Below are 14,243 nucleotides of genomic sequence, written 5' to 3'. Positions count from 1 at the left end.
TGCTGTCCGCGAAGGACGAAAAAACCCGTGACACTTCGAGTGGCAAGTAATACCATTTACTTAATAGGGAGTTTCCTTGACCCATAACACGCGTAGCCTCCTCATGGAGAAAGGTTGCGCGGCAAAAAAGAGGTTTTTTGAATGAACAAGTTCACGAGCACTGCGTTCCGCGCGCCAGGTGCGCCGCACGCACCCTCGTCCCCGTTGCCGCAGTTGCGGGAGGTCTGCCCGCCCAACGAGAGGGGGACCGTGAACACGCAGGACAAGGTCGCGGGTGCGGGGCAAACGTATCGGGTGTGGGCCGATGATCCCGAGAGCTTCTCCACCCACAAGATCACGGGCTTGCACCACAACTTTCACGAGCACCCGCTTTTCCAGGTTGCCGAACTCGCCAACCTCGCGAAGGAACTCGTGCCGTTCAAGCAGTGCCGTTTCGTCAGGCCCGGCATCTCGCAAGCTTCCAGCTTCACGCACGACAGCCAGCATCCCGACGGCCGCAGCATCGATGAAGTGTTCGGGCGCATCGAGGAAGCAGGTTCGTGGGTGGCGCTCTACAACATCGAGGTGATTCCGCGCTATGCGGCCCTGCTCGCCAGCATCGTCGACACCATGCGTCCTTTGATCGAGCGCGAGCAGCCGGGCATCTTCAATATCAATGGCTTCGCCTTCATCTCGGCACCGCCTTCGGTGACGCCGTTCCACATCGATCGAGAGAACAACATCTGGCTGCAATTGCATGGCCGCAAGACCATGAATGTGTGGGACCCCACGGACCGGACGGTGGTGGGGGCCGACGCGGTCGAGGATTTCATCGTCGGACATTCGTTGAGGAAAGTCCGCCTCAAGGAAGAGTTCCGCGCGCGCAGCCACCAGTTCGACACCCAGCCCGGAGACGCCGTGTATTTCCCGAGCACGTCGCCGCACATGACCAGTTCCGAGCGCAGCTGGACTCGCCCGGGCGACGGCGTGTCGATCTCGATCGGTGTGACCTTCTACACTTCGGTGACGCGCAAAACGGCGCGCGTTCATCAGGTGAACAGGCTGATGCGCAAGGCGGGAATGTCGCCCGCGTATCCTGGGGAATCAACCACCGCAGATGCCCTCAAGGAGCCCGTTGGCGCAGTGGTCGGCATGGCCCGTGCGTCGCTGTCGCGTGCGATTGCTCCGCTGCGCCGGATCAAGCTGGCAGCCAAGGCGCCGCCCGGTTCCTTCTAGCGGTCGGCCCGCGGCCGCTCAGGTTTGCTGCACGACCTGCGCGGAGGCCAGCACTTCGGCGAACATCGCCGCATCGACATTGCCGCCCGTCAGCGCGATGCCGACACGCTTGCCGCGCCAGCGCGAGGCTTGCTGCAGCAGGGCCGCCAGCGCGGCCGCACCGGCGCCTTCCGCCACGTTGTGCGTGTCGGTGAAGAGCACGCGCATCGCTTGTGCCACTTCGGCGTCGCTCACCGCGACCACGTCGTCGGCCTCGCGCCGCAGCACCTCGAGCGCCTCGGGCACCGGCGTGCGGCAGGCCATGCCGTCGGCCAGGCGCGTGCTGACCGGCGATTCAAGTGCGCGGCCCGCGCGGAAGGAGTCGAGGTAGGCGGTTGCATGCGCCGACACCACGCCGACGAGCCGCGTCGACGCACCGCAATGCACGCGCGCCGCGGCTGCCGCCGCAAAGCCCGACCCCAGCCCGATCGGCACGAACAGGACATCGGGCGGCCCGTCCTGGCTCGCCGCGAGCGCTTCGAAGAACTCGACGTAGGCGCTGGCCACGCCGCTCACCAGGTCACGGTGGAATGAGGGCACACGGTGCAGCCCCTGGGCTTCTGCCAGCTGCGCCGCATGCTCGTTGGCGGCCTGGAACTCGTCGCCATGCTCGATGAGCGTGACGCCCAGGGCGCGCATCGCGGCGTTCTTCTCGACCGAGTTGCCGCGTGGCACCACGATGGTGGCGGCCAAGCCGTAGCGCCGCGCGGCGTAGCCGACCGACTGGCCGTGGTTGCCGCGGGTGGCGCCGATCACGTGGCGCACAGCGGGCTTCTCGCGCGCCAGCGCCTCGAAGTAGGTCAGTCCGCCGCGCAGCTTGAAGGCGCCGGCCGGTGTGTGGTTCTCGTGCTTGGTCCACACCGTGCAACCCAGACGCCGCGCCAGCAGCGGCCAGGCGTACTGCGGCGTTGGCGGCATCGCCGCGTAGACGGTGCGGCGCGCGGCCTCGATCTCGTCGCGTGTGAAGCGCATGGTCAGCCGCGCTCCGGCAAGTCGATGCGAACGGCATGCGCGGCAAGCGCAAGCGCGGCAAGCGCGAAGGGTGCGGGTTCGGAAGGCTGCAAAGGCAGGTTCATCAGGTCCCCTTGGAGTCGAGCACGACGGCGCCGCGCGGCGTGTCGAATGTCGCGCGCAGATGAGGCGCGCCGGAGCTCACCGGAACGCCGGCGAGGCCGATGGCGTGAAGCGCCCGTTCGAGGTCGGTGGCACGCGGATGCGACAGCGCCAGCGAGCGCAGCCGGACCCCGGAATCCGCCATGCCGTCGCTGGGATGCATCGCACCCCAGGCGATCAGCGTGGGCAGTGCGCCGTAGAAGAGCCGCTGGCCGTCGTCGCGCACGGTGATGCGCCAGTCGAGGCGGCCGGCCGGCGTGTCACGCGAGGCTTCGAGCAGCCGGCCACGGTCGATGCGATGGCGCGCAAGGGCATGCAGGGTCGCGTCGGCATCCGGAACCTCGGCGACGAAGTGCACCAGCCGCGGTCCGTTGCGCGCGAGCGCGGCTTGCAGGGCCGGATCGTCCAGGTCGAACCAGCGGTGGAACGAAGCGGGCCGCGCGGGCCTCTGCGCGGGGTCGATCGCGATGATCTCGAGGTAGGCGCGCGGGAAGTCGGCCGTTGCGATCTTCAGCAGCCGGTTGTGCGTACCCATCAGCGGATGCGTGCCGCCAGGCCCGGGCGCGACGCCGAAGGTGGCTTGGCACCATCCGACGCCTTCTTCGAGGCTGCGGGCCGCGATCACGAGGTGGTCGATGCGCGCCGGCATGTGGGTTCCTACAGCGTGAGCTTGCCGTCGATGCAGGTGGCCGAGTCGCCGCCCACCCAGACCTGGCCATCGGCATCACGCATCACGTGGACGCGCCCCGAGCGGCCCAGGCATTGGCCCTGTGCTGCCAGGTAGCGCTCGGGAAGGTGGCCCTCGGCCATGAGCCATTGCGCGAGGCTGGCGTTGAGGCTGCCCGTTACCGGGTCTTCCTCGATGCCGATCGGCGCGGCGAAGGCGCGCACTTCGAGGCCGATGTCCTCTGCCCCGGATTGAGCGAAGGCGCGTGCCTCCCGATTGGAGCGCGCGATCAGTGGGGCGACGGGTTCCCTGTCGCTTGCGGGAATGCCTGCCACGCCCACCTTCTGGCCGAGCTCCTTGAGTGCGCGATGGTCGGGCTTCAGCGCGAGCACGGTGTCGGCATCGGCGAGCAGCATGCCCAGCCATACGGGGCCGTTGTCGAGCAGTTGCGCCGCCACGATCTGCTGGGCCCGCAGGCCCAGTGCGCCCGCCACTTTGGCCAGCAGCGACGGACTGGGCGCGCTGAGCCGGGAAGGCGGCGCCGCGAAGACCAGGCGCTCGCCTTCATGGCGGATCGGCACCAGGCCCTTGGCGCATTGCTGCACGATGCGCCCGCGCGTCTTGGGCTGGCCGCCTGCTTCCAGCCAGGCGTGGCAGCTGCCCAGAGTCGGATGGCCGGCAAAAGGCAGTTCGCCGCCGGGGGTGAAGATGCGCACGCGGTAGTCGGCCGAGGGCTCGGTGGGCGGCAGCAGGAAGGTGGTCTCCGACAGGTTGGTCCATTGGGCGAAGTTCTGCATTTGGGCTTCGTCCAGGCCGGTGCCGTCGAGCACCACGGCGAGCGGATTGCCAGCGTAGGGCTTCGCCGTGAAGACATCGACTTGCTTGAAGGGGCGGCTCTGCATGGCGTTCATTCGAGAGCGAGGTCGAGCACACCGCGCGCGCCGGCGCGGGTGCGCAGGTCGGCGAACCAGCGCTCCACGTGCGGCCAGCTGGGCCGCGTGTATTCGGTCTGCGGCAAGCCGAACCAGCGATGCGCTTCGCAGCCGACCGGGATGTCAGCCATCGTGAAGTGCTCGCCCAGCATGAAGGGGCGGTTGGCAAGGTGCGCATCGAGCAACGCGAACAGCGGCTCGGTGGCGCGCACCGAGTGCGCGATCACGGCCGGGTCGCGCTGATCCGCCGGGGTGCGGATCCATTGCCTGAAGGCGCCGGCGCTGACGGGGTTCAACGTGGTCTGCTGCCAGTCCATCCAGCGTTCCGCGTCGAATCGCGCTGCGAGCGGCTCGGGGTAGAGCTTGCCGGGCGAGTGCTTGGCGCAGAGATAGCGCACGATCACGTTCGACTCCCAGAGCGTGACGCGGCCTTCGCCCTCGCCGTCGTCGATGGCGGGCACCAGCGCATTGGGGTTGAGCGCGAGGTATTCCGGCGTCTGCACGATGCCGAACTTGCCGCCGGCCTCCGTGCGCTGGAAGTCGAGGCCGAGTTCCTGCGCGCACCACACCACCTTGCGCACGTTGATGGAGCTGATGCGCCCCCAGATGTTGAGCATGATCATCCCTTCGAAGGGCGGTCGATGAACAGAAGACGAAGCGCGAGGCCGATCATCACCGTGGCCAACAGGCCCCGCTGGAAGCCGGCAGCGCCGCGCCGCCGCCTCAGCCAGCGGCCGATCATGCCGCTGCAGGCGCCCAGCGCACTATTGAACAGGAGCCCCGCCAGGCTGAGCGTGACGCCGAGCACCGCCAGCTGAGCCGGCACGCTGCCGTGGCCCGGGTCGACGAACTGCGGCAGGAACACCATGAAGAAGAGCAACGCCTTCGGATTCACCAGGTTGTTGAGCCAGGCGCGGCGCAGCACCTGCGCGAAGCCGGCGCGCTCGGCATGCGCCGGCTCGGGCGAGGCACCCGATCGCAGCGCCTGGCAGGCGAGCCACAGCAGGTAGAGTGCGCCCGCGTAGCGCAGCAGGTCGAACGCGGGCGGCCAGGCCGCCACCAGCGCAGTGACGCCGGTAGCGGCGCACAGCGTATGGACGAGGTCCGCCGCGGCGATGCCGAGTCCTGCCGCAAAGCCGGCGCGCGGTCCGAGTGCGATGCCGTGCGAGAGCACGAACGCCATGTTGGGCCCGGGCGAGAGGAAGAGTGCAAGCACCGCCACGAGAAACAGTGAAAGCGTGCCGAGTTCGATCATTCGGTGGCCTTGGCGCTCTCGAGATAAGGGGTGAGGTTGCGCAGCGCCTGCGCAACGTACGCCTCCTTCTCCCCGACGGGCGCAACGTAGTGGAGTGCCGCGGCTGCTGCGTCCAGCCCTTCCGAGCGCGCGATCATCCAGGCCGCGAGGTAGGGCGACGCCAGGCAGCCGCCTGCCGTGGCCACATTGCCGTGGGCGTAGAAGGGCTGGTCGAGCACACGGACGCCCGCCTCCTGCACCCAGGGTTTGGTGGTGAGATCGGTGCAGGCTGGCACGTCGCCCAGGATGCCCAGCCTGGCGAGCAGCAGCGTGCCGGAGCACTGTGCGCCGATCAACTGCCGTTCGGGGTCCAGCCGCAACGCGGAGAGGATGGCGGGATCGGCGGCGATTTCACGCGTGCGGATGCCGCTGCCGACGATCACGGCATCGGCTGAACAGGCGTCGGCGAGGGACGCCGTGGCATGCAGCGTGACACCGTTCATCGACTGCACTGTCTCGGTCGGTGCAGCAAGCGCCACGCGCCAGCCGGGTTTCTTGATGCGGTTCAGGACGCCGAGCGCGATCAGCGAATCGAGCTCGTTGAAGCCGTCGAAGGTGAGGATCGCGATGTGCATCGGCTTGCCCTTGTTGCCAGCGGTCAGGCGACGCTTGCAGCCAATTGACGCTGAACTTCAGCTGCGGCCTTATGCGCCAGCTGCTCGCGCACGGCGTCGGCCAGCGCGGCGATCGCCGTTCCGATCTCATCGACGCTGGCGGTCACGAACGACAGGCGCATGGTGCGGGCATCGCCGGTGCCGGCGTAGAAGGGAATCCCAGGCACGAAGGCAACGCCGCGCTCCACGGCCTTGGGCAGCAGCGCCACCGCATCCATGCCCTCCGGCAGGCGCAGCCACAGGAACATGCCGCCGGCCGGTTTGTTGAAGGTCACTCCAAGGCCATGCATTTCGCGCTCGAGAGCGGCGAGCATGGCATCGCGTTGGCGCTTGTACAGCGCCCGGATGGTCGGCACGTGGCGATCGAGAAAGCCATCTTTCATGACCTGTGCGACCACGCGCTGATTGAAGGTGGGACTGTGCAGGTCGGCCGCCTGCTTGGCTTGCAGCAGCTTGGGGAAGATGCTTTTCGGGGCGACCAGGAAACCGAGTCGCAGGCCCGGCGCCAGCACCTTGGAAAAAGAGCCGAGGTAGATACAGCCTTCGGGGTTGCGTGCCGTGAGCGGAAGGGGCGGCGCTTCGTCGAACCAGAGATCGCCATAGGGGTTGTCCTCGACGATCGGCAGGCCAGCCTCGGCGGCGGCTGCAGACACGGCCGCGCGGCGTGCCTCGGTCATGGTGCGGCCGGTCGGATTCTGGAAATTCGGCAGCAAGTAAACGAAGCGCGCATCCTTGGCCTTGGCCTTCAGATCGTCGACTTGCACGCCCTCGTCGTCGCTGGCGACGCTGACGGCTTCGGGTTCCATCGGCGAGAAGGCCTGCAGCGCGCCGAGGTAGGTGGGCGTCTCCACCAGCACGCGGCTGCCGGGGTCGAGCAGGATCTTGGCGATCAGGTCCAGGCCCTGCTGGGAGCCGGTGGTGATCAACACCTGGGCGGGGTCGACCGGCCAGGGCAGCATCGCCGCGACCGCTTCGCGCAGCGGGCCATGGCCCTCGCTCGCGGCGTATTGCAGCGCGGCCTGGCCGTCCTTGTGCAGCACCTCGGCACAGGCTTCCGCGAAGGCGCTGATCGGGAAGGTCTTCGGCGAGGGAAGGCCGCCGGCCAGGCTGATGATGCCGGGACGCTCGGTGACCTTGAGGATCTCGCGGATCACCGAGGGGTTCATCTTTTCTGCGCGCGCGGCGAGTTTCCAGTTCATGTCGTTTCCTTCGGATGTGCCAGTTGTTGTGATGATGCGACGGCGGGGCGCGCCTGCGATAGCTTCTTGCCAGCGACCACGGTGGCCACCACCGCCGCAGCGAAGCCGAGCGTGACGAGATCGATCGGCTCGCCCAGCAGCGGCACCGCGACGAGGATAGACAGGAAGGGCTGCAGCAGCTGGGCTTGGCTGACGCGCAGCGCGCCGCCCATGGCCAGGCCGCGGTACCACGCGAAAAAGCCGACCCACATCGAAAACACACCGACGTAGACGAAGCCCAGCCAGGAGGAGGTGGCAATCGGCTGCTGCGGCCACAGCCACAACGCGCCGGGCAGTGTGACGGGGAGCGCCATGACGCAGACCCAGCAGATGACGCGCTCTGCGCCGAGTGCCGGCGTGATCTGTGCGCCGTAGATGTAGCCGAGCGAGGCCGCGAAGACGGCGCCCACCAGCAGCAGGTCGCCCCAGGCGAAGCCGAACTGCTGCTCACCTGCGCGCAGCAGTGAGAACACGATTACCAGCGCGCTGCCTGCCAGCGCGCAGAGCCAGAAGCCGAGCCGGGCACGCTGGTGCAGCACCCAGGCTGCGCAAGCCGCCGTCACCAGCGGCAGCAGGGCAGTCACCACCGCGGCATGGCTGGCGCTGACGATGCGCAATGCATAGGCGAGCAGCAACGGGAAGCCGATCGCGTTGCCCAGCATGGCCATGCCGAGTGGCTTCCAGAGCCGACGTTGCGGCAGCGGCGAGCGGGTCGCAACCAGGAAGATCACCGACAGCAGTCCTGCCAGCGCCGCTCGGCCCAAAGTCAGGAACCACGGCGAGAGCTGCGGGGCCTCTTGCGTGCCGGTGGCCAGCCGCGTCATCGGCAACGTGACCGCGAAGAAGGCCACGCCGAGGACGCCCAGCCACATGCCGAGGGTTTCGTCCTTGATCTTCATACGCTGGCCATCCACCAGGCGGTGAGTACCAGCACGGCGCTCATGGCACGGTTGAACCACAGCAGGCGCCTCCCGCGCGCCAGCCAGTTGCGCAGCAGCGAACCCGCGAGCGCATAGGCGAAGTTGCTGGTGAATGCGTAGATCAGCATCACCGGCGCAACGATCGCGAAGCGCTGCAGCGCGTCGGGTTGGCCCGCGATCCAGGTTGCCACCAGCGTCAGCGCCAGCAGCCAGGCCTTGATGTTGACGAACTGCAGCATCACGCCTTGCCAGAAGCCGACACGCAGCTGCTGGCCGTCATCCCGGACCATGGTGGCGCTGCCGCTGAGCTTCCAGGCCAGCCACAGCAGGTAGGCGATGCCGAATGCCTTGATGGCCCAGCGCAAGGAGGGCGCAGCCACTACGAGCGCGCCGACGCCGGCCGCACACAGGCCCAGTAGCAGGGTCCAGCCCACGGGCACGGCGAGCACGAAGCGCATCGCACGCGGCAGGCCGCCGTTGGCGGCCAGTGCCGTGGAGAGCGTGGTATTGGGTCCGGGCGAGAAGCTCATCGCCGTGGCCAGCACCAGCAGGCCGGTGAATTCTTGCCAGTTCATGGCACACACTCTAAACTCATGACCATTACAGTACCGATACAGATCGTCGAACATGAGGCGAGCCTGTACCGGTTCAATCGTCGACACAGAGCACGCGCACGCATGCTGACACGAACTTCCACCCAGTCGCTGACGGAGCAGTTGGCCAGCCGCTTCGCGGAGCGCATTCGCACCCGCTTGCTGGCGCCTGGGGCGCGGCTGCCCTCGGTGCGCGAATGCGCCCGGCAGCAGGGTGTGAGTCCGCACACGGTGGTGGCGGCCTACGATCAGCTGCTCGCGCAGGGCCTGGTCGAAGCACGGCGCCAGCGCGGCTTTTATGTGCGCGATTCGATTGCACCCCAAGCGGGGGCGGCGCTATCGCCCCTCACCCCGCTGGCTGAGCCCCCCGTGTCACGGCCGGTGCCCGCAGATGCGAGCACGCTGATCCGCGGCATGTTCCACCGTCCCAGCGACAAGCCGCAACCTGGGATGGGCGTATTCCCCTCTGAGTGGCTGGATTCGCCCTTCACGGCGGCCGCCGTACGGCGGGTGACCAGCACGCGGGCCCTGCAGGACTTCTCTTTGCAATACGGCGAGCCCGCAGGCGACAGCGGGTTGCGGCGCAGCCTGGCGACCAAGCTCGCCAGCATCAACGTGCCTGCGGGCGCCGAGCAGATCGTGACCACTGTCGGGGCCACGCATGCGCTCGACATCGTGAGCCGCACGCTGCTCAGGCCCGGCGATCCCGTGATGGTCGAGGAGCCGGGCTGGGCGCTGGAGTTCGCTCGGCTCGAGGCGCTCGGCATGCGCATCCTGCCGGTGCCGCGCAAGGCCGACGGGCCCGACCTGGACGTGATGGAGCGCTACTGCAATGCCGGCGACGGCCACAAGCCCAAGCTGTTCGTCAGCGTGAGCGTGCTGCACAACCCGACTGGCTACAGCCTGACGCCTGGGAGCGCACACCGGGTGCTTCAGCTGGCCAACCAGCATGGCTTCCACATCGTCGAGGACGACACCTACAGCCACCTGGCGCCCGAGCACGCCACTCGCCTGTGCGCGCTCGACGGGTTGCAGCGTACCGTCTACGTGAGCGGGTTCGCGAAGATCCTTGCGCCCAACTGGCGCATCGGTTTCCTGGCCGCCTCGCCCCAGCTGGTCGGCCGCATGCTCGAGACCAAGCTGTTGACTACGCTCACCACGCCATCGCTGTTCGAGCGCGCGCTCGCCTGGTGCATCGATCAGGGCCAGTTGCGCCGTCATGCCGAGCGCGTGCGCCTGCGCCTGGATGGCGCGCGCGGGCGGGCGGTGAAGCTGGCGCTGGCGGCTGGGTGTGCGCTGGCCGCCGAGCCGGCAGGGCTGTTCGGTTGGGTCGACACCGGCGTCGATACCGACGAATTGACCCAGCACATGCTCGATGAAGGTTACCTGCTGGCGCCGGGGTCGCTGTTCCACGCGCGGCGCCCGCCGAGCACTCTGATGCGCATCAACTTTGCGACCGCCCAGGACGCCACCTTCTGGAAGGTGTTCGCCCGCGTCCGGGCCCAGCTTTGAGGCGGGGGCTCAGAGCAGTTTGTCCGGCGCGAGGGGGCCGAACAGTCTCAGCAGCAAGCGCAGTCCGACGCTCGCGTCCGGGTCTGTCGTGCTGTCCTCGAGACCGCTGTCCTGCGGTGCGCGCCAGACCAGCCGGCCTTTGCTCTGCTCCACCCGCCAAGCGCCTTTGGCCATGGCAGCCTCGATCTGCCCTGCTGCAATGCGGGAGAGCTCGTCGCTGCGAATGAGGAGCGCGATCTCGGTGTTCTGCAACTGCGAGCGCAAATCGAGGTTCATCGATCCGACCACCAGCAGTCGGCCATCCATGACCAGCACCTTCGAGTGCAGCATCGAGCGCGATTCGCCCGTGCTCCCGCCGGCCGAGCCGAAGGCGCTGCCCAACCCCGCCTGTTCGCTTCGCAGTTCGTACAGGCCGATGCCCATTGCCAGCAGTTCTTCACGATGGCGGGCGTAGCCGACATGGGCCAGCGGGGCGTCGTTGGATGCGAGCGAATTGGTCAGCACGCGGATCTTGACTCCCCGCGCAAGCGCCGAGGCGAAGGCGTGTTTCATGTCCGGGCCTGGCACGAAGTAGGGCGAGATGATGAGGAGGTCGGTCTGGGCTCGGCCGATCATCTGCAGAAGTCCTTCGACCACGGTGTCCCCATTGGACGCCGCCGCCGCCGCCCCACCGAGAGAGCCGCTCGGCGCCGCGGCCGTCTTGGCCTGGCCTTTCTGGGCTACGACCAGGCCAGGCGCCTTGCCAGTGTCCGGGCCGCCGGGGGAGTCCGCGGGGATCTTGGCCGGCTTGTCCACCAGCACCGCGGCCGGCGCCCAGATGAAGCTGGCACTGCCCAGGTCCATCGCCTTTTCATCCCAGGCGCGGGCCTGCTGCTCTGCGGTGGGCTCGGCCTTGCGCGGTCGCGGTTCGCCGTCAGGTGGCCTGGGCGCGCCGGAGTTGGCTTCTTTCTCGTGATTGCCGGGCGTTTCCTTGCGCAACGCCTCCACCTCCTCGCGCGTCACCAGCGACTGGACGGGATACGCGCGCTCGTTGTTCCAGTAGGTATCGAAGCTGCGGGAGAGGTCCTGCACGATGGGGCCGGCCGCCAGCACGTCCATGTCCACGAAATTTCCGGCCTGTGCATTGCCGAAATAGGCATCGCCCAGGTTGCGGCCGCCTGTCACCCCGAGCACGTTGTCGGCGATGAAGAGCTTGTTGTGCATGCGCTGCTGGATGCGCGAGGCATCCTCGATGGAATTGAACATCCTCGCAAGGCTCGAGCCCCGCGAGCCGGGCACCGGATTGAACATCCGCATTTCGATGTTCTGCACGAAGGCCAGGCGCATCACCGACGCGTTCCGGCCGGTGCTGTGGAAGTCGTCCAGCAGGATGCGCACACGCACGCCGCGGGCGGCCGCATCGCGCACTGCGGCGAGCAGGCGCTCGGTGCTGGCGTCGGCATGGATCGCGTAGTACTGAAGGTCCAGCGTCTTTGTCGCGCCCTCGGCCAGGGCAAGGCGGCTGCCATACGCGGCTTGGGGGCCGTCGAGCAGCATGAAGCCAGACTCATAGCGCGTCGACGCGGCTTGGCGGCGCTGCTGCACCAGCGTTGCGAGCGCGGTCCCGGCAGGCGACGCAAGTGCCTTCGACACCGGCCGCTCCACGTTCTGCGGCAGCTCGGCGCAGGCCGAGAGCAGGAGGAAGGTCGAGCAGAGGGCCGCGGCGCAGCTCCGCCATGCGCGGGCGCCGGGGTGAAAGGCCTTGAATGAAGTCATGCAGCTCGATCGGAGTTTCAGCTGCTTGTATATAGCTCAGCCCGCGTCGCCCGGGCGTCGGACGAAGGCGCCGCTGGTCAGCCCTGGCGCGCTGAATCCAGCGCCTCCCATCGCTCCATTGCCGCGAGCAATTCTTCGTCGATCTGCGCATGGCGCTCGGCAAGCTCGGCAGCGCGCGACGCCTCGCTAGCGTAGATCGCGCCACCCTCCAATTCGAGAATTTCGGTGATGCGCTTCTGCTCTTCTTCGAGTTCGGCGATCCGCGCGGGCAGGACCTCGAATTCGCGCTGCTCCTTGTAGCTGAGCTTTCTGCGCGTGCTGGCGCGTGCCGCCGCAGCCGTCGCAGGGAGGGGTACTGCCGGGGCTGGAGCCGGGGCGGCCGAGCCTTGGGCTCTTTCGGCAGCGATTTCGCGAGCGCGCTTCGACTGGATCAACCAGTCTTCCACGCTGCCTTCGTATTCACGCCAGAGGCCATCGCCTTCGAAAGCAATGGTGCTGGTGACCACATTGTCGAGAAAGGTCCGGTCATGGCTCACCAGGAAGACGGTGCCGTCGTAGTTCTGCAGCAGGTCTTCGAGCAATTCGAGCGTGTCGATGTCAAGGTCGTTGGTGGGCTCGTCGAGCACCAGCACATTGGCGGGACGCGCAAACAGGCGGGCGAGCAGTAGGCGATTGCGTTCGCCTCCGCTCAACGAGCGCACCGGCGATTGCGCGCGCGCCGGCGAGAACAAAAAATCGGCAAGGTAGCTCTTGACATGCTTGCGCTGGTTGCCGATCTCGATCCACTCGCTGCCCGGGCTGATGAAATCCTCCAGCGTGGCATCGAGCTGCAGCGCAGCGCGCATCTGATCAAAGTACGCGACTTGAAGATTGGTGCCGCGGCGGATCTTGCCGCTGTCGGGCTCGAGCTCGCCGAGGATGAGCTTCAGCAGCGTGGTCTTTCCGGCGCCGTTCGGCCCCACCAGGCCAACCTTGTCGCCGCGCAGGATGGTCCCGCTGAAGTTCCGGATCACGGCCTTGTCGCCAAAGGCCTTGGACGCATTCGCCAGTTCCGCGACGATCTTTCCGCTGGTCTGGCCGGATGCGACATCCATGCTCACGCTGCCGAGCGCCTCGCGTCGGGCGGTACGCCGGGCGCGAAGTGCCTCGAGTCGGTTGATGCGGCTTTGACTGCGAGTGCGGCGGGCCTCGACGCCTTTGCGGATCCAGATTTCTTCCTGAGCCAGTAGCTTGTCTGCCTTGGCGGAAATGATGGCTTCCTGGGCGAGTTGCGCTTCCTTCTGCGCGAGGTATTGCTCGAAGTTGCCGGGATACGAATTGAGCTTGCCGCGGTCGAGCTCCACGATGCGCGTTGCTACTCGATTTAGAAAGCTGCGGTCGTGCGTGATGGTGACGACGCTGCCTTTGAAGTCGATCAGGAGCTGTTCAAGCCATTCAATCGAATCCAGGTCGAGGTGGTTGGTGGGCTCGTCCAGCAGCAGCACATTCGGGGCGGCGACGAGCGCCTGCGCAAGGGCCACGCGTTTGCGGGTCCCGCCCGAGAGCGCGCCTACCTGCGCGGCCCCATCGAGGTGCAGCCGGTCAAGCGTCTCCTCGACACGCTGCTCCCAGTTCCATGCGTCGAAGGCCTCGATCTGCGATTGCAGAGCATTGAGATCCAGGCCCGGCGCCCCGGACAGGTACTGCTCGCGAAGCGCGATGGCCGTCGCCAGCCCGGCGCTGGCGGCCGTGAACACGTTGGCGTGCAGGTCGAGTTGGGGATCCTGCGCCACATACGCGACGCGCAGACCCTGCTGAGCTTGGAGCTTGCCGTCGTCAGGCTTTTCCAGACCGCTCAGAATCTTCAAGAGTGAAGACTTGCCGGCCCCATTGCGGCCGATCAAACCAATGCGCTCGGATTCGAGCAGAGAAAAGTCCGCATGATCCAGCAGCGGGACGTGTCCGAACGCTAGTTGCGCGTCGAGGAGTGAGATAAGTGCCATGTGCCCGGGATTATCGAAGGCCGGGATGAAGGAGGTCCGGGTGTACGCCTCGGTGCTGGATCTAAATTGGCAGCCGCGGCCCTTGATGCTTCGATGTGAGCCTCGAGGGACCTTGACTTGATATATGATCGAAGGCTCTGCTGAAACGACGTGTACTCCGGGCTTCAGATGAAGCGCAAGGAGAGACCGGAAGAAAGCAGACTTGAGAGTGGCAGGTGATTCAAAACCGTGTCATAATCGAAGGCTCGGCTGAATGCGTAGCGGCTGAAGTTCTGAGGGGCTTTGGTGGCTGGGTTGGATGCGGAGGAGGGTCTGGGGCTGTGTTGATCGAGAGGTTGGCGGGTTCTGGGGCTTCAAAAAAGTTTGGTA

At 67.0% G+C, this 14,243-nt stretch carries 13 protein-coding genes; 2 read left to right on the top strand and 11 right to left on the bottom strand.

Features of this window, described 5'->3' with window-relative positions:
- Positions 1–141: 141 nt before the first annotated feature.
- On the top strand, positions 142–1,215 hold the full coding sequence (locus E5CHR_RS27080; protein ID WP_232062204.1) for a cupin-like domain-containing protein: 1,074 nt from the start codon (positions 142–144) through the stop codon (positions 1,213–1,215).
- An 18-nt stretch (positions 1,216–1,233) separates the two neighbouring features.
- Here the strand turns inward: E5CHR_RS27080 and E5CHR_RS27075 are convergent, their stop codons facing one another.
- The 9 genes from E5CHR_RS27075 to E5CHR_RS27035 form a co-directional block, all read right to left on the bottom strand.
- Positions 1,234–2,226, bottom strand: a complete 993-nt coding sequence (locus E5CHR_RS27075; RefSeq protein WP_162582868.1) for a threonine dehydratase — start codon at positions 2,224–2,226, stop codon at positions 1,234–1,236.
- Positions 2,227–2,329: 103 nt separating this feature from the next.
- Positions 2,330–3,016, bottom strand: coding sequence for a VOC family protein (locus tag E5CHR_RS27070; RefSeq protein WP_162582866.1), 687 nt, complete (start codon positions 3,014–3,016; stop codon positions 2,330–2,332).
- Between the two features lie 8 nt (positions 3,017–3,024).
- Positions 3,025–3,936, bottom strand: coding sequence for a PhzF family phenazine biosynthesis protein (locus E5CHR_RS27065; protein WP_174255753.1), 912 nt, complete (start codon positions 3,934–3,936; stop codon positions 3,025–3,027).
- 5 nt (positions 3,937–3,941) lie between these two features.
- Entirely contained in the window at positions 3,942–4,583 is a 642-nt protein-coding gene (locus tag E5CHR_RS27060) for a glutathione S-transferase family protein (RefSeq protein WP_162582862.1), read from the bottom strand.
- A 2-nt stretch (positions 4,584–4,585) separates the two neighbouring features.
- Positions 4,586–5,221, bottom strand: a complete 636-nt coding sequence (locus tag E5CHR_RS27055; protein WP_162582860.1) for a LysE family translocator — start codon at positions 5,219–5,221, stop codon at positions 4,586–4,588.
- The gene (locus E5CHR_RS27050) at positions 5,218–5,835 is read right to left on the bottom strand and encodes a DJ-1/PfpI family protein (protein ID WP_162582858.1); all 618 of its coding nucleotides are present in this window, start codon (positions 5,833–5,835) and stop codon (positions 5,218–5,220) included. Before E5CHR_RS27050 ends, E5CHR_RS27055 begins: the two co-directional genes overlap by 4 nt.
- Before the next feature lie 23 nt (positions 5,836–5,858).
- A complete protein-coding gene (locus E5CHR_RS27045) occupies positions 5,859–7,073 on the bottom strand; it encodes an aminotransferase-like domain-containing protein (protein ID WP_162582856.1) in 1,215 nt (404 codons plus the stop codon).
- The gene (locus E5CHR_RS27040; RefSeq protein ID WP_162582854.1) at positions 7,070–8,011 is read right to left on the bottom strand and encodes a DMT family transporter; all 942 of its coding nucleotides are present in this window, start codon (positions 8,009–8,011) and stop codon (positions 7,070–7,072) included. Before E5CHR_RS27040 ends, E5CHR_RS27045 begins: the two co-directional genes overlap by 4 nt.
- Positions 8,008–8,607: a LysE family translocator gene (locus tag E5CHR_RS27035; protein ID WP_162582852.1), complete on the bottom strand. Its 600-nt coding sequence runs from the start codon at positions 8,605–8,607 to the stop codon at positions 8,008–8,010. Before E5CHR_RS27035 ends, E5CHR_RS27040 begins: the two co-directional genes overlap by 4 nt.
- Before the next feature lie 102 nt (positions 8,608–8,709).
- Here E5CHR_RS27035 and E5CHR_RS27030 point away from each other — a divergent pair, with 102 nt between their 5' ends.
- Positions 8,710–10,137 carry an aminotransferase-like domain-containing protein gene (locus tag E5CHR_RS27030; protein ID WP_162582850.1) on the top strand — a complete coding sequence of 476 codons (1,428 nt, stop codon included), beginning with the start codon at positions 8,710–8,712 and terminating at the stop codon, positions 10,135–10,137.
- Between the two features lie 9 nt (positions 10,138–10,146).
- Here the strand turns inward: E5CHR_RS27030 and E5CHR_RS27025 are convergent, their stop codons facing one another.
- On the bottom strand, positions 10,147–11,892 hold the full coding sequence (locus E5CHR_RS27025; protein ID WP_162582848.1) for a phospholipase D-like domain-containing protein: 1,746 nt from the start codon (positions 11,890–11,892) through the stop codon (positions 10,147–10,149).
- A gap of 77 nt (positions 11,893–11,969) precedes the next feature.
- Positions 11,970–13,874: an ATP-binding cassette domain-containing protein gene (locus E5CHR_RS27020; protein ID WP_162582846.1), complete on the bottom strand. Its 1,905-nt coding sequence runs from the start codon at positions 13,872–13,874 to the stop codon at positions 11,970–11,972.
- Between the last annotated feature and the right edge of the window lie 369 nt (positions 13,875–14,243).

It is taken from the genome of Variovorax sp. PBS-H4 (assembly GCF_901827205.1).
Taxonomy (GTDB): Bacteria; Pseudomonadota; Gammaproteobacteria; order Burkholderiales; family Burkholderiaceae_C; genus Variovorax.
Note: the sequence above shows the minus strand (reverse complement) of the source record. Positions and strands in the feature narration are given on the sequence as shown.

Excerpts from the sequence above, each read along its gene's own strand:
- E5CHR_RS27040 (WP_162582854.1), bottom strand. The coding sequence starts at position 8,011 with ATGAAGATCAAGGACGAAACCCTCGGCATGTGGCTGGGCGTCCTCGGC.
- E5CHR_RS27075 (WP_162582868.1), bottom strand. The coding sequence starts at position 2,226 with ATGCGCTTCACACGCGACGAGATCGAGGCCGCGCGCCGCACCGTCTAC.
- E5CHR_RS27070 (WP_162582866.1), bottom strand. The coding sequence starts at position 3,016 with ATGCCGGCGCGCATCGACCACCTCGTGATCGCGGCCCGCAGCCTCGAA.
- E5CHR_RS27020 (WP_162582846.1), bottom strand. The coding sequence starts at position 13,874 with ATGGCACTTATCTCACTCCTCGACGCGCAACTAGCGTTCGGACACGTC.
- E5CHR_RS27045 (WP_162582856.1), bottom strand. The coding sequence starts at position 7,073 with ATGAACTGGAAACTCGCCGCGCGCGCAGAAAAGATGAACCCCTCGGTG.
- E5CHR_RS27080 (WP_232062204.1), top strand. The coding sequence starts at position 142 with ATGAACAAGTTCACGAGCACTGCGTTCCGCGCGCCAGGTGCGCCGCAC.
- E5CHR_RS27035 (WP_162582852.1), bottom strand. The coding sequence starts at position 8,607 with ATGAACTGGCAAGAATTCACCGGCCTGCTGGTGCTGGCCACGGCGATG.
- E5CHR_RS27055 (WP_162582860.1), bottom strand. The coding sequence starts at position 5,221 with ATGATCGAACTCGGCACGCTTTCACTGTTTCTCGTGGCGGTGCTTGCA.
- E5CHR_RS27060 (WP_162582862.1), bottom strand. The coding sequence starts at position 4,583 with ATGCTCAACATCTGGGGGCGCATCAGCTCCATCAACGTGCGCAAGGTG.
- E5CHR_RS27050 (WP_162582858.1), bottom strand. The coding sequence starts at position 5,835 with ATGCACATCGCGATCCTCACCTTCGACGGCTTCAACGAGCTCGATTCG.
- E5CHR_RS27030 (WP_162582850.1), top strand. The coding sequence starts at position 8,710 with ATGCTGACACGAACTTCCACCCAGTCGCTGACGGAGCAGTTGGCCAGC.
- E5CHR_RS27025 (WP_162582848.1), bottom strand. The coding sequence starts at position 11,892 with ATGACTTCATTCAAGGCCTTTCACCCCGGCGCCCGCGCATGGCGGAGC.
- E5CHR_RS27065 (WP_174255753.1), bottom strand. The coding sequence starts at position 3,936 with ATGCAGAGCCGCCCCTTCAAGCAAGTCGATGTCTTCACGGCGAAGCCC.